Source organism: Streptomyces sp. NBC_00090, assembly GCF_045160815.1.
Classification (GTDB): Bacteria; Actinomycetota; Actinomycetes; order Streptomycetales; family Streptomycetaceae; genus Streptomyces.
Map to the genome: position 1 here is coordinate 2534029 of NZ_CP108224.1, position 19709 is coordinate 2553737.

Genomic DNA, 19709 nt, shown 5'->3' on the forward strand with positions numbered 1-19709 from the left:
GGGGAGGGTGCCCAACGCGCCGTCCGAGTCCCCGAAGGGGTGGACTCCGCGGTTCCGGAGGGGGGTCCCGGGCGCCCGCTCGGCGGTCTGACGGCCTACCGGGGCGGAGTTCTGACGGGGGCTCACGAGAAGCGGACAGGCGTACGGGCCGGGTGCACGGGCCGGGCGTGTCGGGCGTGTCGGCCGGGGTGCGGCGGCAGGGCCTACCGTGGACGGATGCCGTACTTCGACGCCGCGTCCGCCGCCCCCCTGCACCCTGTCGCCCGCCAGGCGCTGCTCGCCTCCCTGGACGAGGGCTGGGCCGATCCGGCCCGGCTGTACCGGGAGGGGAGGCGGGCCCGGCTGCTGCTCGACGCGGCGCGGGAGGCCGCGGCGGAGGCGGTGGGGTGCCGCCCGGACGAGCTGGTGTTCACTCCTTCGGGGACGCGCGCGGTTCACGCCGGAATCTCCGGGGCTCTCGCGGGGCGTCGGCGTGTCGGGCAGGGCCTGGTCGTCTCGGCGGTCGAGCACTCCTCCGTCCTGCACGCGGCCGAGCGGCACGCGGCGTCGGGCGGCTCGGTCACCGAGGTGCCGGTGGACCGGTCCGGCGCGGTGGACGCGGCTGCCTTCGCGACGGCGCTCGCGGCCGGGGACTCCGGTACGGCCCTGGCGTGCCTCCAGTCGGCCAACCACGAGGTGGGGACCGAGCAGCCGGTCGCGGAGGTCGCCGAGGCCTGCCGGGCGGCGGGCGTGCCGCTGCTCGTGGACGCGGCCCAGTCGCTGGGCTGGGGGCCGGTGGAGGGCGGCTGGTCGCTGCTCGCGGCGAGCGCGCACAAGTGGGGCGGCCCGGCGGGCGTGGGCCTCCTCGCCGTACGGAAGGGGGTCCGGTTCGCCCCGCAAGGCCCTTCGGACGAGCGGGAGTCGGGGCGGGCGCCCGGCTTCGAGAACCTGCCGGCGATCGTGGCGGCGGCGGCCTCGCTCCGCGCGGTCCGGGCGGAGGCGGTGGCCGAGGCGGCGCGGCTGCGGGTTCTGGTGGACCGGATCCGGGCGCGGGTGCCGGAGCTGGTGCCGGACGTGGAGGTGGTGGGCGACCCGGTGCGCCGGCTCCCCCATCTGGTCACCTTCTCCTGTCTCTATGTCGACGGAGAGACCTTGCTGCACGAGCTGGATCGGGAGGGTTTCTCCGTTTCGTCCGGTTCGTCGTGTACGAGTTCGACGCTGACGCCCAGCCATGTGCTGCGTGCGATGGGGGTGCTGAGCGAGGGGAACGTCCGGGTGTCCCTGCCCGCCGGCACCGCGGAGGAGGACGTGGACCGCTTCCTCGACGTGCTGCCGGGCGTGGTCGCGGGTGTACGGGAGCGGCTCGGCGCCCCCGCCGCCCCGGCCGCGGCCACGGAGGCCGCCGCCGGCTCGCTCGTGGTGGACGCGCTCGGCCGGCGCTGTCCGATCCCGGTCATCGAGCTGGCGAAGGTGATCGGCGACGTGCCGGTGGGCGGAACGGTCACCGTCCTCGCCGACGACGCGGCGGCCCGGCTCGACATCCCGGCCTGGTGCGAGATGCGCGGCCAGGAGTACGTGGGCGAGGAGCCGTCCGCGCGGGGCGGCGTCGCGTACGTGGTGCGGCGGGTGGCCTGAACCACCCGCCGCGCACCCGCTGGGGGTGTCCTGCCCCGAGGGGTGTCAGGCCAGGTGGGACCGGACCTCGGTGGCGGCCTCGTCGCCGTACGCCTTGGTGAAGCGGTCCATGAAGTTGGCGCGGCGCAGGGTGTACTCCTGGGTGCCGAGGGTCTCGATCACCAGGGTGGCGAGCATGCAGCCGATCTGCGCGGCGCGCTCCAGGCCGACGCCCCAGGACAGACCGGTCAGGAAGCCGGCGCGGAAGGCGTCGCCGACGCCGGTCGGGTCGACCTTCGCCGTCTCCTCGGGGCAGCCGACCTCGATGGGGGTCTCGCCGACGCGCTCGATGCGCACACCGCGCGAGCCGAGGGTGGTGACGCGGTGGCCGACGCGGGAGAGGATCTCCGCCTCGGTCCAGCCCGTCTTGGACTCGATGAGGCCCTTCTCGTACTCGTTGGAGAAGAGGTAGGTGGAGCCGTCGAGGAGGGTGCGGATCTCCTCGCCGTCCATGCGCGCGATCTGCTGCGAGAAGTCGGCGGCGAAGGGGATCGACCGGGAGCGGCACTCCTCGGTGTGGCGGAGCATCGCCTCGGGGTCGTCGGCGCCGATCAGGACCAGGTCGAGGCCGCCCACGCGGTCGGCGACGGCCTTGAGCTCGATCAGCCGGGCCTCGCTCATGGCGCCCGTGTAGAAGGAGCCGATCTGGTTGTGGTCCTTGTCCGTGGTGCAGACGAAGCGGGCGGTGTGGAGGACCTCGGAGATCCGCACCGAGTCGGTGTCGACGCCGTGCCGGTCGAGCCAGCCGCGGTACTCGTCGAAGTCGAAGCCCGCGGCGCCCACGAGGAGCGGGCGGCTGCCGAGCTGGCCCATGCCGAAGCAGATGTTGGCCGCGACGCCTCCCCTGCGCACGTCCAGGTTGTCCACGAGGAACGAGAGGGACACCGTGTGGAGCTGGTCGGCCACGAGCTGGTCGGCGAACCGGCCGGGGAAGGTCATGAGGTGGTCGGTGGCGATGGAGCCGGTGACTGCGATACGCACGGCGGGCGCTCCTGCGGGAAGGCGGTAATGACAGTTCACGCTACCGGGTGGGGGGCCCGCTGCCGAACAGGGGAAACTACCCCAGAGTAGGCCTTTTCCCCGGAGCACCGGGATGCATACGGTGCGCCCATGAGCCTGCACCCCGCTCCCAGTGAGCGTCACGAGTCCGAGCTGAGCCTCGCCCAGCTGCGCGGCGACAGCGCGCGGATGGTCCCGCACTGGGTGACCCCGGCCCCTCCCTCCCCCGCTCCGGTCTCCCCCGCACTGATCCACGGGGTGGTCGTACCGGCCGCCTCGGCCCGGCTGATCGACGCCACGGCCGAGTACGGCGGCTGACGGACGGGAACCGTCCGCGCGCCCGCTCCGTCCCACCGGTGTCTTCCACAGGGATGCCAGGGGCCGAAGGAGCGATGCCGTGAGCGGTACGGAGAACGGTCGGAGGCGGCGGAGGCTGCTCACCGCCTCGGTGGCGGCGGGCGTCCTGCTCGCCGGAGGCGGCGGTGTCTACCTCGCCGTCGCCGCGACGGGGCCCGGCGAGTCCACGCCGGGCGGGACGGGCAGCCGGTCCGCCGACGCGGCCGCGCCACCACTGCTCGGCCTGGAGGTCGGGAGCGGCGGCACGGACGGCGGTACGGGCGCCGGTACGGGCGACAGTCCCGGCATCGCGCCCGGCGAGCCCGATCCGGGCGGCGGTCCCAACGGGACCGTCTACACAGCCAAGGGCCCACTCCCCCAGGGGCCCTCCTCGGCCGCGGTCCACCGGCCCGAGGGCCTGGTCACCTCGGCGGAGGTGACCAGGCTGGCCGAAGCGCTGGGCATCTCCGGGAGCCCCGCGCTGGTGGGCGAGGTCTGGACGATCCGGCCCGAGAAGGACGGTTCGGGAGCGCTCCTCGACGTGGCGCGGAAGGCGCCGGGGAACTGGACCTACTCCTGGTACGACGGCGGCCCGGCCGGAGACGCCTGCCTCAAGGGCAAGGCGTGCCCTCCGCCGGGCGAGACGAAGCCCTCCCAGGGTGGTTCGCCGGTGAGCGAGGCGGCGGCGAAGGCGGCGGCCGCGCCCGTCCTGAAGGCGATCGGCCAGGACGACGCCAAGGTGTCGGCGACGCAGGTGATGAACGGCTCGGTCCGGGTGGTCAACGCCGATCCCGTGGTGGGCGGACTGCCGACGTACGGCTGGTCGACGGGGCTGCACATCGGACCGGACGGCCGGCCGGTCGCGGGGAGCGGGATGCTCAAGGAGCCGGCGAAGGGCGCCACGTACCCGGTGATCGGGGCGGAGAAGGCGCTCGCCGAGCTGAACGAGGCCTCGAAGGGCACCGGTCCGATCGGCATCGGCGGCTGCGCCACCGACCCGCCGGCCGGGGGGCCGGAGGCGGGGAAGCCGCGGACCGGGATGCCGGACTCCGGGAAGCCGACCGCCGACGGAAGGCCGGACCTGGGAGAGCCGAACGCCGGGTCGAGCGCTCCCGGCGCGCCCTGCCAGACGATCGTGGACATGGCGCCGCCGGACCAGGTGCCGGTGACGCGCGCGGTGTTCGGCCTGGCCGCGCAGGACGTGGACGGCGAGCGGCTGCTCGTACCGACGTGGCTGTTCACGGCGGACCCGGCGGACGCGGCGCCGTACACGGTGACGCAGACGGCGGTGGCCCCGGAATACCTGGCGCCGCCGGCGAAGCCGTCACCGACGCCGGTGCCGACGCCCGACGAGGGCACGTCTCCGGCGCGGCAGGTCGAGTCGTTCCGCACCGAGGGGGACGGCCGGACGCTGTCCGTCACCTTCTGGGGCGGGGTGTGCAGCGAGTACACGGTGACGGCGCAGGAGACCGCGGACCGGGTCACGGTCCGGGTGAAGGAGACGCCCACCGACCCGGACAGGGTGTGCATCGCCATCGCGGTCGAGGTGACGAAGACGGTGACGCTCGACTCGCCGCTGGGCGACCGGCCCGTGGTCGACGGGGCGAGCGGGGAGTCCGTGCCGCGCCGCTGATCCCCAGGCCCCTCGGGGCCTCGGGAGGCCCCTCGGGGCCTCGGGCGCATGCGCGAGGGCGGCGGCCCGGGTGTCCCGGACCGCCGCCCTCGCGTTTTTACGACCTAGCTCGACCTGCCCGACTCAGCGGACTCAGCTGAACGAGTCGCCGCAGGCGCAGGAGCCCGTGGCGTTCGGGTTGTCGATGGTGAAGCCCTGCTTCTCGATGGTGTCGACGAAGTCGATCGACGCACCGCCGAGGTACGGGGCGCTCATGCGGTCGGTGACGACCTTGACGCCGTCGAAGTCCTTCACGACATCGCCGTCGAGCGAACGCTCGTCGAAGAACAGCTGGTAACGCAGGCCGGAGCAGCCACCGGGCTGTACGGCGACGCGCAGGGCCAGGTCCTCGCGGCCTTCCTGGTCGAGGAGGGCCTTGACCTTGGCCGCGGCGGCGTCGGACAGGAGGATGCCGTCGCTGACAGTGGTCTTCTCGTCCGATACGGACATCTGCTTCTCTCCCGGTGTGTACGGAGACTGCTTGCCGACGGTTGCAACCGTCGGTGCCCCGGATTCATTCCGGGCCGAGTGGGGTCTTTCTTCTTTCATGCTCGCACACCCTGTCCAGGAGCGCGGACAGCGAATTCGTCACATCGACACTATGGACATCGTCAACGTGACGTGAAGCGGTTATGATAGATAACGTCATTTCGACGAAAAGGTTCCCCGAAGAAAGGGTGCGTGACGTGACCACCGCCCAGCCCCTGGATGTCCAGCCGACGCCGCTCGCCCTCCTCCTGCTCGGCCGCGAGGCCGACCCGAAGAGCGAGCGCGGCGTGGAGTGTCCGGGCGATCTGCCGTCGCCCTCCGACCCGGACCTCGTGGAGCGCGCCCGCGCCGCCAAGGAGAAGCTCGGGGACAAGGTCTTCGTGCTCGGCCACCACTACCAGCGCGACGAGGTCATCCAGTTCGCCGACGTCACCGGCGACTCGTTCAAGCTCGCGCGCGACGCGGCGGCCAAGCCGGAGGCCGAGTACATCGTCTTCTGCGGTGTGCACTTCATGGCCGAGTCGGCCGACATCCTCACCACCGACGACCAGAAGGTCGTCCTGCCCGACCTCGCGGCCGGCTGCTCGATGGCCGACATGGCCACCGCCGAGCAGGTCGCCGAGTGCTGGGACGTGCTGACCGAGGCCGGCGTCGCCGAGCAGGTCGTGCCCGTCTCGTACATGAACTCCTCGGCCGACATCAAGGCCTTCACCGGCAAGCACGGGGGCACGATCTGCACCTCGTCGAACGCCAAGCGGGCGCTGGACTGGGCCTTCGAGCAGGGCGAGAAGATCCTGTTCCTGCCGGACCAGCACCTGGGCCGCAACACCGCCGTCCGCGACATGGGCATGTCCCTGGACGACTGCGTGCTCTACAACCCGCACAAGCCCAACGGCGGGCTCACCGTCGAGGAGCTGCGCGCCGCCAAGATGATCCTGTGGCGGGGTCACTGCTCGGTGCACGGCCGCTTCTCGCTGGACTCGGTCAACGACGTCCGCGAGCGCATCCCGGGCGTGAACGTGCTGGTCCACCCGGAGTGCAAGCACGAGGTCGTCGCCGCCGCGGACTACGTGGGCTCGACCGAGTACATCATCAACACCCTGGACGCGGCCCCGGCCGGCTCGAAGTGGGCGATCGGCACCGAGCTGAACCTGGTCCGGCGCGTGGCCAACGCGCACCCGGACAAGGAGATCGTCTTCCTCGACAAGACGGTCTGCTTCTGCTCGACCATGAACCGGATCGACCTGCCGCACCTGGTGTGGACGCTGGAGTCCCTGGCCGAGGGCAACCTCGTCAACCAGATCCAGGTCGACAAGGAGACGGAGAGCTTCGCCAAGCTCGCCCTGGAGCGGATGCTGGCGCTGCCGTAACGGTTCCTCGGATACGGGAGAAGGGGCGCCCCGCGTGATCGCGGGGCGCCCCTTCCTCATTCCGTACGGGTCGGACCAGGTCAGACCGCAGCCGGCTCCTTCGCCTGCGGCGGGACCGTCACGTCGCCGGCCTTCGCGCCCTTCTTCGCCGCCTTCTTCTTCGCGCGGCGCTCCTTGCGGAGCTCCACCATCGCGTAGAGCGTCGGGACGAGGAGCAGGGTCAGCAGCGTCGAGGTGACGAGACCGCCGATCACGACCACGGCGAGCGGCTGGGCGATGAAGCCGCCCTCGCCGGTGATGCCGAGGGCCATCGGCAGCAGGGCGAAGATCGTCGCCAGGGCGGTCATCAGGATCGGGCGGAGCCGGTGCCGGCCGCCCTCGATCACCGCTTCGACGACGCCCAGGCCCTGGGCCCGGTACTGGTTGATCAGGTCGATCAGGACGATCGCGTTGGTCACGACGATGCCGATGAGCATCAGCATGCCGATCATCGCCGGGACGCCCATCGCCGTGTCCGTGGCCACGAGCAGACCGATCGCGCCGGTGGCCGCGAACGGGATCGAGACCAGCAGGATCAGCGGCTGGATCAGCGACCGGAAGGTCGCCACCAGCAGCATGAAGACGATCGCGACGGCCGCGAGCATCGCCAGGAACAGGTTGGTGAAGGCCTCGGTCTGGTCCTCGGAGACACCGCCGATGGTGGCGGTGGCACCCGCGGGCAGGTCGAGCGCGGCGATCTTCGACTGGAGCGAGGCGCTCACCGCGCCGGTGTTGTCACCGGTCGGCTTGGCCGAGATCGTCGCCGCGCGCGCCCCGTCGATCCGGGTCATGGAGACCGGACCGGGGACGAGCTCGACGGTGGCGATGTCGCCCAGCTTCACCGGGCCCAGCGGCAGGGCCTTCAGCTCGGCGAGGGTGGTGGCGGGCTTCGCCGAGGTGATGAGGACGTCCCGCTCGCTGTCGTCGAGGATCGCCTTGGCGGCCGGGGTGCCCCGGACGGCCTGGGCGACGATCATGCCGAGCGAACCGGCGTCGAAGCCCGCGTCGGCCGCCTTGGCGTTGGCCTTGACGGAGATGCGCGGGACGGACTGGGACAGGTCGCTCTGGACGTCGGTGACGTCCTTCATCCCGGCGATCGCCGTACGGACCTGCTCGGAGGCCTGCTTGAGGACCTCCGGGTCGGCGGCCTTCACGACCACGCTCAGGTCCTGGCTGCCGAAGCCGTCACCGGCCGCGATGGTGGTGTCGCCGATGCCGTCGAGGCCCGCGAGGGCCTTCTCGATGGAGGCGCGGGTCTTCTCGTACGCGTCGGCGTCGTCCAGGCTGATCTTGTACGAGGCCTGGTTGGAGCCGGTGCCGCCGCCGAAGGCCGCCATGAAGCCGGAGGAGCCGACGGTGACCTGGTAGTCCTTGACGCCCTCGGTCTCCGCGAGGACCTTCTCGATCTTCTTCGCGGCCTCGTCGGAGGCGCTCAGGCTGGTGCCGGGCGCCAGCTCCTGCTGGATGCTGAACACCTCCTGCTCGCCCTGGTCGAAGAAGTTCGTCTTCAGGAGCGGGGCCATGCCGAAGGTGACCACGAGGACGACGAGCGCGATGGCGAGGCTCGTGAGCCGGCGCCGGGTCGCGAACCGAAGGACGGGAACGTAGAGGCGCTGGAGGCGGCTCTTCTCCTCTCGCTCCTCGGCCAGCCTGCGGGCCTCCTCCAGGTCCTCCGAGGTGCCCTTGGGGGCGCGGAGGAACCAGTACGAGAGGACGGGGACCACGGTCAGGGAGACGAGCAGCGAGGCCAGCAGCGCCGCCGTGACCGTCAGCGAGAACGAGCCGAACAGCTCGCCGATCATGCCGCCGGTCAGACCGATCGGCAGGAAGACGGCGACGGTGGTGAGGGTGGAGGAGGTGACCGCGCCGGCCACCTCGCGGACCGCGGTGATGATCGCGCTCTGGCGCTCCTCGCCGTAGCCCAGGTGACGCTTGATGTTCTCCAGGACCACGATCGAGTCGTCGACGACCCGGCCGATGGCGATCGTGAGCGCGCCCAGCGTCAGCATGTTGAGCGAGAGGTCGCGGGTCCACAGCACGATCAGGGCCAGGACGACCGAGAGCGGGATGGAGACCGCGGTCACCAGGGTCGAGCGGATCGAGGTCAGGAAGACCAGGATCACCAGGACGGCCATGACGAGGCCGAGGGCGCCCTCCGTGGTGAGGCCCGAGATGGCCTTGGCGACGGCCGGACCCTGGTCCGACACGACGGTCAGCTCGGCGCCCGCGCCGAGGTCGCGGCGCAGGTCGGGCAGCTTCTCCTCGACGGCGTCGGAGATGGCGACGGCGCTGCCGTCCTTGTCCATGGTCGCCATGACGGCGAGGCTGGGCTTGCCGTTGGTGCGGGTGAGGGAGACGCTCGGCGACTCCTCCTGGCGGACGGTGGCGACGTCACCGAGGCGGACCGCCTTGCCCTTGCCGGGGGTGGCCGAGGGGATGCGCAGGTCCTCGATCTGCTTGAGCGAGGTGTAGCCGCCGCCGACCTGGATCGTGCGGCTCTTGCCGGCCTCCGAGAAGGAGCCGGCCGGGACCGTGGCACCGCCGGAGCGGAGGGCCTCGGCGAGCTTCATGGAGCCGAGTCCGGCCGCGGCGAGCTTCCGCTCGTCCGGGACGACGGAGATCTGGAGGTCCTGGACACCGCTGACGGAAACCTGGCCGACGCCCTCGATCCCTTCGAGGGCGGGCACGACGGTCCGCTCCAGGAGGTCGGCGAGAGCCTGCGGGTCCTTGTCCGAGGCGGCGGCGAGGACGACGGTCGGCATGTCGTCCGTCGAGCCGGCCACGACCTGCGGGTCGACGGAGTCGGGCAGCTGGGTGCGGGCCCGGTTCACGGCCTGCTGGACGTCGGCGACGAGCTGCTTCGTCGACTCGTCGCCGTAGTCGAAGGAGGCCATGACGACGGCCATGCCCTCGGAGGCGGTGGAGGTGACGCCCTTCAGTCCGTCGACGGCCTTGAGGTTGTTCTCCAGGGGTTCGACGACCTGCTTCTCGACCACATCGGGAGAGGCGCCCTGGTACGGGGCGAGGATCGAGACCATGGGCAGCTCGATCGAGGGGAACAACTGCTGCTTCAGCTGCGGTATCGCGATCGCCCCGAACACGATCGCGACGATGGACATCAGCCCGATCAGGGCCCGTTGCGCGAGGCTGAATCTGGACAGCCAGGACATGGGGTCTCTCTTCTGTGGCGTACTCGTCGACGGGCGGGAGCAGCCAAGACCCCGGCCTTGATCCGCCGGAGGCGCCCCCCGCCTATACGATCTGCCATCCGCGGCCGGAAATCCTCGGCCCCCGGGTCCACTTCCTTATCCCGCGCATACCGCGTCTGGAGTACGCCGGAGCCCGCGGTCACTCCACCCTCGGCCGTACCAGTCCCGATTCGTAGGCAGTGACCACCAGCTGAGCCCGGTCACGGGCGCCGAGCTTGGCCATGGCCCGGTTGACATGCGTCTTCACGGTGAGCGGGCTGACGTCGAGCCGCTCGGCGATCTCGTCGTTGGAGAGACCGCCGCCGACGAGGACGAGGACCTCCCGCTCGCGGGCGGTGAGCGCGGCGAGCCGCTCCGAGTAGGACCCGCCGCCGTCCCCCGCGGGGGACGTGCCGCCGCCCTGCGCGAGGAAGGTGGCGATGAGGCCCTTGGTGGCGGCCGGGGAGAGCAGCGCCTCGCCCGCGTGGGCGATCCGGATCGCGCCGAGCAGCTCCTCCGGCTCCGCGCCCTTGCCGAGGAAGCCGGAGGCCCCCGCGCGCAGCGACTGCACGACGTACTCGTCGACCTCGAAGGTCGTCAGCATGACGATCCGCACGGCGGACAGCGCGGGGTCGGCGCTGATCTCCCGGGTCGCGGCGAGACCGTCGGTGCCCGGCATCCGGATGTCCATCAGGACGACGTCCGGCCGCTCGGAGCGGGCCAGGGCGACGGCCTGGGCGCCGTCGGCGGCCTCGCCGATCACCTGCATGTCCGGTTCGGAGTCGACCAGGACCTTGAAGGCGCTGCGGAGCAGGGCCTGGTCGTCGGCGAGCAGCACCCGGATCGTCATGTGTCCTCCCCCGTACGGGTCGTCACGGGCAGTATCGCCTGCACCCGGAAGCCGCCTCCGTAGCGGGGTGCGGCGGTCAGGGTGCCGCCGAGCGCGCCGACCCGCTCGCGCATGCCGAGCAGGCCGTGGCCGCCGGAGCCGGCGGGGGCCTCTGCCTGCGGGGCGCCGTTGTCGAGGACGGTGATCTCGACCGTACGGCCCACCCTGACGACGCTCACCTCCGCCTCGGCGTCCGGTCCCGCGTGCTTGCGGACGTTGGTGAGGGCCTCCTGCACGATCCGGTACGCGGCCAGGTCGACGGTCGAGGGCAGCGCCGGGTCGCCGCCGGCGCGGGCCAGGGCGACCGGGAGGCCGGCCTTCCGGAAGCTGTCGAGGAGTCCGTCGAGGACGGCGAGGCCGGGGGCGGGCTCTGTGGGTGCCTCGGGGTCGCCGGACTGGCGCAGCAGCCCGACGGTGGCGCGGAGCTCGTCGAGGGCGGAGCGGCTGGCCTCGCGGACGTGCGCGAGGGCCTCCTTGGCCTGGTCGGGGCGCTTGTCCATGACGTGGGCGGCGACCCCGGCCTGGACGTTCACCAGGGCGATGTGGTGGGCGACGACGTCGTGGAGGTCGCGGGCGATCCGCAGCCGCTCCTCGGCGACCCGGCGCCCCGCCTCCTCCTCGCGGGTGCGCTCGGCCCGCTCGGCGCGCTCGCGTATGGCGTCGACGAAGGCCCGGCGGCTGCGGACGGCGTCCCCGGCCGCGGCGGCCATGCCGGTCCAGGCGAAGACGCCGAGGTTCTCCTGCGCGTACCAGTTGGTCGGGCCGAAGATCATGGCGGCGGCGGTGAGCAGCGCCATCGTGACGAGTCCGACGCGCCAGGTGGTGGGGCGGTCGGTTCGGGAGGCGACCGTGTAGAGGGCGACGACGGCGCTCATGGCGATCGGCGCGGGCCGGTTGTCGTTGACGAGCTCGAAGAGGCAGATCGTGACGGTGAAGCAGAGCACCGCGAAGGGGCGCCGGCGGCGCAGCACCAGCGCGGCGGCCCCGGCGATCATGATCAGCACGCTCCACAGGTCGGGCGCGTGGTCGCCGAAGGTCGGCCCCTCCGGGCTGCCGTGCGGGTTGGTGAAGGACCCGGCGATCATGCAGACGAGCGTGCCGAACGCGATCGTCGCGTCGAAGGCGAGCGGATGGGCGCGGAACCAGTCGCTGAGGCGGACGTAGAGGGTGCCGGTGGCGGGGCCGGTGGGGGTCACGTCGAAGAACGGTACGGGGAAAGCGGCGGCGGCGGGAACGCGCGGTGCCCTCGCCGCGGCCGGGGGAAGCGCGGGCGCCCCACGCCACGGCCAGGGTGAAGCACGGCGCCCCACGCCACGGCCGGGGGAAGCGCGGCGCCCTCGCCACGGCCGAGGGGAGAAGCGCGGTACCGCTGCCACGGCCGGGGGAGGAAGCGTGGTACCGCTCGCCCCGGCGGCCGGGGGCCCGTCGCCACGGCCGGGAACAGCACGGTGCCCCCTCGCCCCGGTGGGGGCGGAGGGGGCACCGGTGGTCGTCAGACCGGGATCAGCCCGGGATCAGGCCGTCGTCGGAGAGCATCTCCCGGACCTCGTCCAGGCTCGCGTCCGGGGCCGGGAGGATCAGCTCCGAGGGCTCCAGGGTCTCGTCCGCGAGCGGCTCGCCGAGCCGGCGGACGGCTTCGAGCAAGGCGCCCAGCGTACGGCGGAAGCCCTCGGTGTCCCCCGACTCCATCTCTGCGAGCAGCTCGTCGTCGAGCCTGTTCAGCTCCACGAGGTGGCTGTCGGCCAGCTTCCACTGGCCCTCCCCCATGATCCGTACGATCATGACGCGTCCTGTCTGTCGCCTACTTCTCGAAACGCGGGTGGGACTGCTGCTGCGACTGGTCCTGCGGCGCGGCCGCGCCGCCGCCCTCGATCGCCTGCTTCTGCGCCGAGGGGCCGCCCGCCAGCTCGGCCTTCATCCGCTGGAGCTCCAGCTCGACGTCCGTACCGCCCGAGAGCCGGTCCAGCTCCGCCTGGATGTCGTCCTTGGCGAGCCCCGACTGGTCGTCGAGGGCGCCCGAGGCGAGCAGCTCGTCGATCGCGCCCGCGCGCGCCTGGAGCTGGGCGGTCTTGTCCTCGGCCCGCTGGATCGCGAGACCGACGTCGCTCATCTCCTCCGAGATGCCGGAGAACGACTCGGCGATCCGGGTCTGGGCCTGGGCGGCCGTGTAGGTCGCCTTGATCGTCTCCTTCTTCGTACGGAAGGCGTCGACCTTGGCCTGGAGCCGCTGCGACGCGAGGGTCAGCTTCTCCTCCTCGCCCTGCAGCGTCTGGTGCTGCACCTCCAGGTCGCTGACCTGCTGCTGGAGCGCGGCCCGCCGGGACAGCGCCTCGCGCGCCAGGTCCTCGCGGCCGAGCGCCAGCGCCTTGCGGCCCTGGTCCTCCAGCTTGGCGGACTGGCCCTGCAACTGGTTCAGCTGGAGTTCGAGCCGCTTGCGGGAGGTGGCGACGTCGGCCACGCCGCGCCGCACCTTCTGCAGCAGCTCCAGCTGCTTCTGGTAGGAGTAATCGAGCGTCTCGCGCGGATCCTCGGCCCGGTCAAGGGCCTTGTTCGCCTTCGCGCGGAAGATCATCCCCATACGCTTCATGACACCGCTCATGGGCTTCGCGCGCCCCCTTCTGACGGACTTCGGCTCCAGCTCTCCAACAGGATCCACAGTACGGGCCCTGCCTCTATTACCGCACTGTTCGGAGCGGGATGCGCTCCTCCCCAAGGACGACTACGAGACTTTCTCCTCCCGCCCAGGGTGTAGAGCGATCTCCGGGAAAACCCCGCCCCGTCCTCCGTACGTACCGCCGTAGACGCAGTCCGTTAGCGGATCGTTCCCGCCCGGGCTGGGGTCCATGCCCACCACCCCGTACCCTTGGGTTTTGTGTTCCGTAGCCGTTCGAAGGACGAGAAGGCCCCCACCGACAAGGTGACGGCGGACCTCTCCACCAAGCAGCCCCGCGACCCCGAGGCCCCCAAGGGCCGCCCGACACCGAAGCGGAGTGAAGCGCAGACCCAGCGTCGGCGCGCCGCGACGGTGCCGACCGACCGCAAGGAGGCCGCCAAGCGCCAGCGCGAGGCGCGTCGCTCGGACCTGGCCCGGCAGCGCGAGGCGCTGGCGAGCGGCGACGAGCGCTATCTGCCGGCCCGTGACAAGGGTCCGGTGCGCAAGTTCGTGCGCGACTTCGTCGACTCGCGCTTCGCGATCGCCGAGTTCTTCCTGCCGATGGCCGTGGTGATCCTCGTGCTGTCGCTGTTCGGGAACGCCAACCGCTCCCTGCAGAACATCTCCCTGCTGCTCTGGCTCGGCGTGATCATCCTGATCGTGATCGACTCGATCGGCATCTGGCTCCGGCTGCGGAAGCAGCTGGCCGAGCGCTTCCCGGACGAGCCGAAGCGTGGCGCGGTGGCCTACGGCCTGATGCGCACGCTCCAGATGCGCCGACTGCGACTGCCGAAGCCGCAGGTCAAGCGCGGAGAGCGGCCCTGAGCGCCGAGAGCTCGGACCTCGGCGGGCGCGCTTTCGACGAGCGGGCCTTCGGCCTCGACGGGTCGGCGACGGGCGGCGCCGTGTTGCCCGCCGTCGTGCACTGGCCCGCCGGACACGGCGGGCTGCGCGACACCATCCGGCAGGAGGTCATCGCCCGCCAGCTGGACGAGCAGATATCCGCCCGCTACCCCGTGGGGCAGCGGCTGCGGATCCTCGACGCGGGGATGGGGCAGGGCACGCAGGCACTGCGCCTGGCCCGCGCCGGACACACCGTGACCGGCCTGGAGGCCGATCCGGAGCTGCTGAAGTCGGCGCGCGAGTCGCTGGCGACGGAGCCCGCCGGGATCCGCGAGCGGGTCCGGATGATCGAGGGCGACGGGCGCGAGACCGGCGTCCACTTCCTGCCCGGCAGTTTCGACGTCGTCCTCTGTCACGGCGTGCTCATGTACGCGGACGAGCCGGACGCCCTGCTCGCGGGTCTGGCCCGGATGCTGGCCCCCGGTGGCCTGCTCTCCCTCGTCGTGCGGAACGCGGAGGCGCTGGCCATGCGGCCGGGGCTCGCCGGCGACTGGTCGGGGGCTCTCGCGGGCTTCGACAGCGATGTCTACACGGACGACAACGGCGTGAAGGTGCGGGCCGACCGGCTGGACGCCCTGACGTCGACGCTCGCGGGGATCGCGGCGCCGCTGCACGCCTGGTACGGGGTGCGGGTCTTCACGGACGGCGTCCCTCCCGAGACGGGCCTGCCGGCCGCCGAGGAGCTGGACCGGCTGCTCGCCGCCGAGGAGCGCGCGGGCCGCACGGAGCCGTACCGGCGGATCGCGGCCCTGCTGCACCTTTGCGGTGTGCGGGGCTGAAACCCCGGGATCCGCACCTCTGTCCGTACCCCCGATCGACCCCCTGACACCCGTTCCCGACGGGGGACGGGGGCGTCCGTCGTCCACGACGACGAGGAGCACATCGTCACCGACGCGCACGTGGTCGGCGAGGTCGTGGTCGGCGAGGTCGGCGAGAGAAGACCTTCACATCAGGGCGGGCCGAGGGGGTGCGGAGGCCGTGGCCCCCGCATCCCCCGGCCGCCGGGCGCTCTAGCCCTCCGCGTCCAAGGGCATCGGGCCGTAGATCTTGGTGCCGTCCTCCGAGAGCGTCACCTGGGCCGCGCCGCCGCCCAGCAGGTCACGCCAGTGCTCGCCGATCCAGCTCTCGGCGTCGCCCTGGGTGGTGAACTCCTCGGGAGTCACCACCGGCTCGACCTCCGTGCCGTCGGACTTCTCGAACCGCCACGTCCATGCCATGTAAGCCTCCTGGCGCTCACCGGATGATCGGTTTCCTGCCCGCAGCGTAGCCGGGCGCGCACGCCTCGCGGTGGCGCGGGAGGATCTGAGGGTGGAACTGACTCTGCTCGGCACCGGCGCCCCCCTCGGGCTCCCCCGCCCCGACTGCCCCTGCGCCGTCTGCGCACTCTCCCGCGGTACCCGGGCCAGGGCCGCGACCGCGCTGCTCGTGGACGGGGCCCTGCTGCTCGACCTCACCCCGGGAGCCGCGCTGGCGGCGGCCCGTTCGGGCCATTCGCTCGTGGGCGTGCGGCAGGTGCTGCTCACGCATCCGCACGACGGACCGGCCGTGGAGGTGCCGGCGGGGCTGCCGACGGCGGGCCGGGTGCCGGACGGCCGGGAGTTGACGCTGATCAGCGGGCACCGGGTGCGGGCCGTGCCGATGGACTCCCCCGGCACCGGGTACGAGGTGACCTCCGCGGACGGCGAGCGGGTGCTCTACCTGCCGCCGGGCGGGGCGGCGGCGGGGCTGCCGGAGGACCAAGGAGTGCCGTACGACATGGTCATCGCCGATGTGACGGGCCGTCCTGACGGGCTCGCCCGGCTGCGGGCGACCGGGGCGGTCGGCCCGGCCACCGAGGTGATCGCGGTCCACCTCGACCACGACATGCCGACGGGGGCCGCGCTGGACCGGCGGCTCGCGGCTGCGGGGGCGCGGGCGGTGCCGGACGGGACGACGCTGTACGTGGGCGACTACCACGAGGTGCCGGACGTGCCCCGGCGGACGCTGGTGACCGGCGGGGCGCGTTCGGGGAAGTCCGTGGAGGCCGAGCGGCGCCTGGAGACCTTCCCCGAGGTGCTGTACGTGGCGACGGGCGGGACGCGGGAGGGCGACCCGGACTGGGCGCAGCGGGTGGGCCTCCACCGGGAGCGGCGGCCGGGTGCCTGGCGTACCGCCGAGACCTGTGACCTCGTACCGCTGCTCGCGGAGGACGGGCCCGCGCTGCTCGTCGACTGTCTGTCGCTGTGGCTGACGGACGCCATGGACCGGGTGGGCGCCTGGGACGACGAGCGGTGGGCGGACGGCGGGCAGGCCGCGCTGCGGAAGCGGACGGCGGAGCTGGTCGCGGCGGTACGGGCCACGCGCCGCACGGTCGTCGCGGTGACGAACGAGGTCGGCTCGGGGGTCGTGCCGGGCACGGCGTCGGGCCGCCGGTTCCGGGATGAGCTGGGCCGGCTGAACGCCGCCTTCGCCGAGGAGTGCGAGGAGGTCCTCCTCGTGGTCGCCGGTCAGGCGCTGGTGCTGCGCGGGTAGGGTGCCAACACCGATGGCCCTCGCCGATTGTCACAAGGACGAACCCGTGAACCTGGACGACTTCTCCGATCTGATCGAGCGCCCCGACGGCGGGATCCGGCGGGACGCCGAGGAGCGCCGTGAGCGGCTGTCCGTGCCGCCGGGAGCGCTCGGGCGCCTCGATGAGCTGGGCGAATGGCTGTCGGCTGCGCAGGCCTCGGTCAAGGTGCGGGCGATCGAGGCGCCGAAGGCGGTGCTCTTCGCGGGCGACCACGGGGTGGCCTCGCTCGACGTGTCGGGGCGTACGCCCGGCACCGCGCACGAGCTGGTGCGCGCGGTCCTGGACGGGGCGAGCCCGATCGCCGTGCTGGCCCGCTCGATGAGCGTGCCGGTGCGGGTGGTGGACGCGGGTCTGGACTGCGAGCCGGAGCTGCTGCCCGCCGAGGTGGTACGCCACCGGGTGCGGCGGGGCAGCGGCCGGATCGACGTGGAGGACGCGCTGACGGTCGAGGAGACCGAGGCGGCGGTCCGGCTCGGGATCGCGATCGCCGACGAGGAGGCGGACTCGGGCACCGATCTGGTGGTGCTCGGGGATCTGAGCGTGGGCGGCACGACCCCGGCGTCGACGCTGATCGCCGCCCTGTGCGGGACGGACGCCTCCGTGGTGACGGGCCGGGGCGGCGCGGGGATCGACGACCTCGCGTGGATGCGCAAGTGCGCGGCGATCCGGGACGCGCTGCGGCGGGCCCGGCCGGTCCTCGGTGACCAGCTGGAGCTGCTCGCGGCGGTCGGCGGCGCGGACCTGGCGGCGATGACGGGCTTCCTGCTCCAGGCCTCGGTGCGGCGGATGCCGGTGATCCTGGACGGTGTGGTGGGGGCGGCCTGCGCGCTGGTGGCGCAGCGGGCGGCGTTCCGCGCGCCGGACTGGTGGCTGGCGGGTCAGGTGAGCGGGGAGCCGGCGCAGGCGAAGGCGCTCGACCGGATGGCGCTCAACCCGCTGCTCGACCACGGCGTCCATGTGGGTGAGGGAACCGGGGCACTGCTCGCACTTCCCCTCGTCACGGCCGCGGCGGCCTTCGCCGCGGAGCTGCCCGAACGACCGGATCCGACCACTCCGGACGCCGAGGGCGCTCCGGAGGCCTGACGGGGAGAACCGAGGAAAGACGGATCGTCGACTCCGGGGCGGCCACGCGCGACGCGCGCGTGGCCGCCTCCGGCGTCTCCGCACGGCAAGCGATGCCCCATATGATCGCTTTTCATGGGAGAGGTCCGTTTGTCCGCCGAAGCAACGCCCCGAGGTACCACCGTCCGTTCGCGGCGCGCCGCCGCGTTCGCCGTCTGGTATCTGCGCGTCGTCACGTTCATCAACTTCCTGAGCGCCGTCTGGGTCTCGTTCGGACAGGACCTGCGCCGCCACAACGAGGACGACTACTTCACCCCGTACATGCTCACCGCGGGCTTCGCCTCGGGCGTCTTCACGCTCTTCCTGGCGATCACCATGCGCCGCCGCAAGCGGGCCGCGTGGATCCTCAACCTGGTGCTCGGCGGGCTGTTCCTGCTGCTCTTCGCCGTCGTGATGATCTTCCCGGAGATCCGGCAGCACGCCCAGAACTGGATCTCGCTCGCCCTGACCGCCGCCTTCGTCCTGGCGCTGCTGCTCGGACGCAAGGAGTTCTACGCGAAGGGCGACCGCTCCAACCCGCTCCTCGCCTCGATCGTCGCGGTCGGCGGACTGCTCGTCACCTCACTGCTCGCCGCCGCCCTGGTCACCGTCACCAACACCTCCACCGCCCCCTCCACCTTCCTGGAGCGCTGGCGGTACGGCGTGATGCGACTGGTGACCCTGGCCAGCGACGACTCGCGCTTCGCCGGGATCACCACCCCCGGCTGGGTCGACGTCACCATCAACGTCCTCTCCACCCTGCTGCTCTTCGCGGTGCTCTTCGCGGCCTTCCGCTCCCGGCGGGCCGTCGACCCGCTGACCGAGGAGGACGAGGAGCGGCTGCGGATCCTCCTCGACAAGAACGGGGACCGCGACTCGCTCGGCTACTTCGCGCTGCGCCGCGAGAAGAGCGTCGTGTGGTCGCCGAGCGAGAAGGCCGCCATCACCTACCGGGTGGTCGGCGGGGTCTCGCTCGCCTCGGGCGACCCGATCGGCGACCCGGAGGCCTGGCCGGGCGCCATCGAGCCCTGGCTCGCCGAGGCCCGCGAACACGGCTGGATCCCGGCCGTGACGGGCGCGAGCGAGGAGGCCGGGGTCATCTACGCCCGGCACGGTCTGGACGCCCTGGAGCTGGGCGACGAGGCGATCGTGGAGACGGACGAGTTCACCCTGGACGGCCGGGCCATGCGGACGGTCCGGCAGGCCTTCAACCGGGTCAAGCGGGCCGGTTACGAGGTCCGCATCCGGCGCCACGAGTCCATTCCGGCCGAGGAGATGGACGAGCTGCTCCGCAAGGCGGACGACTGGCGGGACGGGGCGACCGAGCGGGGCTTCTCGATGGCGCTCGGCCGGCTCGGCGACCCGCGCGACGGCCGCTGCGTGATGCTGGAGTGCACGGACGGGCAGGGTGAGCTGCGGGCGCTGCTCTCCTTCGTGCCCTGGGGGCCGAAGGGGCTCTCCCTCGACCTGATGCGCCGTGACCGGGACTCCGAGAACGGCCTGATGGAGTTCATGGTCATCGAACTGCTCCAGCGCGCCGAGGAGATCGGGATCACGCAGGTCTCGCTCAACTTCGCGATGTTCCGCTCCGTCTTCGAACGTGGCTCGAAGCTCGGGGCGGGACCCGTGCTGCGCATGTGGCGTTCGCTGCTCAGCTTCTTCTCCCGCTGGTGGCAGATCGAGTCGCTGTACCGCGCCAACGCCAAGTACCGACCGATCTGGGAGCCCCGATTCATGCTCTTCGAGAAGAGCGCCGACCTGCTGCGCATCGGCCTCGCCGCCGGCCGGGCCGAGGGCTTCCTGGAGGCCCCGGGACTGCCGAAGTGGCTGCACCGCAAGCACCTGGAGAGCGGGCGTTGAGCGGAG

17 protein-coding genes are annotated in these 19709 nt (G+C 72.4%); 9 read left to right on the forward strand and 8 right to left on the reverse strand.

The genetic code is table 11. From position 1 onward, the window contains the following. The first annotated feature begins 216 nt into the window (after window positions 1-216). Window positions 217-1614: a cysteine desulfurase/sulfurtransferase TusA family protein gene (locus tag OG361_RS11205; protein WP_405853183.1), complete on the forward strand. Its 1398-nt coding sequence runs from the start codon at window positions 217-219 to the stop codon at window positions 1612-1614. 45 nt (window positions 1615-1659) lie between these two features. Here the strand turns inward: OG361_RS11205 and OG361_RS11210 are convergent, their stop codons facing one another. Then, window positions 1660-2634: a carbohydrate kinase family protein gene (locus OG361_RS11210; protein ID WP_405853184.1), complete on the reverse strand. Its 975-nt coding sequence runs from the start codon at window positions 2632-2634 to the stop codon at window positions 1660-1662. A 129-nt stretch (window positions 2635-2763) separates the two neighbouring features. Between OG361_RS11210 and OG361_RS11215 the strand changes: the two genes are divergently transcribed. Then, window positions 2764-2970 (forward strand): hypothetical protein, encoded by a 207-nt coding sequence (locus OG361_RS11215; protein WP_384566011.1) that lies wholly within the window; start codon window positions 2764-2766, stop codon window positions 2968-2970. 79 nt (window positions 2971-3049) lie between these two features. After that, a complete protein-coding gene (locus OG361_RS11220; RefSeq protein WP_405853185.1) occupies window positions 3050-4621 on the forward strand; it encodes a hypothetical protein in 1572 nt (523 codons plus the stop codon). 132 nt (window positions 4622-4753) lie between these two features. On the opposite strand, the gene OG361_RS11225 is transcribed toward OG361_RS11220, so the two are convergent. Beyond that, window positions 4754-5110, reverse strand: coding sequence for an iron-sulfur cluster assembly accessory protein (locus tag OG361_RS11225; protein ID WP_015033024.1), 357 nt, complete (start codon window positions 5108-5110; stop codon window positions 4754-4756). 227 nt (window positions 5111-5337) lie between these two features. Between OG361_RS11225 and nadA the strand changes: the two genes are divergently transcribed. Beyond that, on the forward strand, window positions 5338-6519 hold the full coding sequence (nadA, locus tag OG361_RS11230) for a quinolinate synthase NadA (RefSeq protein WP_405853186.1): 1182 nt from the start codon (window positions 5338-5340) through the stop codon (window positions 6517-6519). Window positions 6520-6599: 80 nt separating this feature from the next. Here nadA and OG361_RS11235 read toward each other — a convergent pair whose 3' ends face one another. The 5 genes from OG361_RS11235 to OG361_RS11255 form a co-directional block, all read right to left on the reverse strand. After that, window positions 6600-9728 (reverse strand): efflux RND transporter permease subunit, encoded by a 3129-nt coding sequence (locus tag OG361_RS11235; protein WP_405853187.1) that lies wholly within the window; start codon window positions 9726-9728, stop codon window positions 6600-6602. 178 nt (window positions 9729-9906) lie between these two features. Next, the gene (locus tag OG361_RS11240) at window positions 9907-10596 is read right to left on the reverse strand and encodes a response regulator (RefSeq protein ID WP_384566023.1); all 690 of its coding nucleotides are present in this window, start codon (window positions 10594-10596) and stop codon (window positions 9907-9909) included. Next, window positions 10593-11831 (reverse strand): sensor histidine kinase, encoded by a 1239-nt coding sequence (locus OG361_RS11245; protein ID WP_405853188.1) that lies wholly within the window; start codon window positions 11829-11831, stop codon window positions 10593-10595. The genes OG361_RS11240 and OG361_RS11245 overlap by 4 nt, the downstream gene beginning before the upstream one ends. A 307-nt stretch (window positions 11832-12138) precedes the next feature. Further along, a complete protein-coding gene (locus OG361_RS11250) occupies window positions 12139-12417 on the reverse strand; it encodes a PspA-associated protein PspAA (protein ID WP_384566029.1) in 279 nt (92 codons plus the stop codon). 19 nt (window positions 12418-12436) lie between these two features. Then, a complete protein-coding gene (locus OG361_RS11255; protein ID WP_384566032.1) occupies window positions 12437-13234 on the reverse strand; it encodes a PspA/IM30 family protein in 798 nt (265 codons plus the stop codon). 273 nt (window positions 13235-13507) lie between these two features. Here OG361_RS11255 and OG361_RS11260 point away from each other — a divergent pair, with 273 nt between their 5' ends. Further along, a complete protein-coding gene (locus OG361_RS11260) occupies window positions 13508-14113 on the forward strand; it encodes a DUF3043 domain-containing protein (protein ID WP_405853189.1) in 606 nt (201 codons plus the stop codon). Window positions 14114-14193: 80 nt separating this feature from the next. Next, entirely contained in the window at window positions 14194-14970 is a 777-nt protein-coding gene (locus tag OG361_RS11265; RefSeq protein WP_405853190.1) for a class I SAM-dependent methyltransferase, read from the forward strand. A gap of 231 nt (window positions 14971-15201) precedes the next feature. Here the strand turns inward: OG361_RS11265 and OG361_RS11270 are convergent, their stop codons facing one another. Then, complete coding sequence (locus OG361_RS11270; RefSeq protein ID WP_030208345.1) at window positions 15202-15408, reverse strand: hypothetical protein; 207 nt, start codon at window positions 15406-15408, stop codon at window positions 15202-15204. Window positions 15409-15499: 91 nt separating this feature from the next. Here OG361_RS11270 and OG361_RS11275 point away from each other — a divergent pair, with 91 nt between their 5' ends. The 3 genes from OG361_RS11275 to OG361_RS11285 all read left to right on the forward strand — a co-directional run bounded on the left by OG361_RS11275 (window position 15500) and on the right by OG361_RS11285 (window position 19703). Then, the gene (locus tag OG361_RS11275; protein ID WP_405853191.1) at window positions 15500-16702 is read left to right on the forward strand and encodes a bifunctional adenosylcobinamide kinase/adenosylcobinamide-phosphate guanylyltransferase; all 1203 of its coding nucleotides are present in this window, start codon (window positions 15500-15502) and stop codon (window positions 16700-16702) included. Between the two features lie 46 nt (window positions 16703-16748). Further along, on the forward strand, window positions 16749-17825 hold the full coding sequence (gene cobT, locus OG361_RS11280) for a nicotinate-nucleotide--dimethylbenzimidazole phosphoribosyltransferase (RefSeq protein WP_405853192.1): 1077 nt from the start codon (window positions 16749-16751) through the stop codon (window positions 17823-17825). A gap of 114 nt (window positions 17826-17939) precedes the next feature. Further along, window positions 17940-19703 carry a phosphatidylglycerol lysyltransferase domain-containing protein gene (locus tag OG361_RS11285; RefSeq protein WP_405853193.1) on the forward strand — a complete coding sequence of 588 codons (1764 nt, stop codon included), beginning with the start codon at window positions 17940-17942 and terminating at the stop codon, window positions 19701-19703. Window positions 19704-19709: the final 6 nt, after the last annotated feature.

Coding starts and splice junctions, on each gene's coding strand:
- OG361_RS11205 (WP_405853183.1), top strand. CDS start 217: ATGCCGTACTTCGACGCCGCGTCCGCCGCCCCCCTGCACCCTGTCGCC.
- OG361_RS11215 (WP_384566011.1), top strand. CDS start 2,764: ATGAGCCTGCACCCCGCTCCCAGTGAGCGTCACGAGTCCGAGCTGAGC.
- OG361_RS11225 (WP_015033024.1), bottom strand. CDS start 5,110: ATGTCCGTATCGGACGAGAAGACCACTGTCAGCGACGGCATCCTCCTG.
- OG361_RS11235 (WP_405853187.1), bottom strand. CDS start 9,728: ATGTCCTGGCTGTCCAGATTCAGCCTCGCGCAACGGGCCCTGATCGGG.
- OG361_RS11240 (WP_384566023.1), bottom strand. CDS start 10,596: ATGACGATCCGGGTGCTGCTCGCCGACGACCAGGCCCTGCTCCGCAGC.
- OG361_RS11250 (WP_384566029.1), bottom strand. CDS start 12,417: ATGATCGTACGGATCATGGGGGAGGGCCAGTGGAAGCTGGCCGACAGC.
- OG361_RS11255 (WP_384566032.1), bottom strand. CDS start 13,234: ATGAGCGGTGTCATGAAGCGTATGGGGATGATCTTCCGCGCGAAGGCG.
- OG361_RS11270 (WP_030208345.1), bottom strand. CDS start 15,408: ATGGCATGGACGTGGCGGTTCGAGAAGTCCGACGGCACGGAGGTCGAG.
- OG361_RS11285 (WP_405853193.1), top strand. CDS start 17,940: ATGGGAGAGGTCCGTTTGTCCGCCGAAGCAACGCCCCGAGGTACCACC.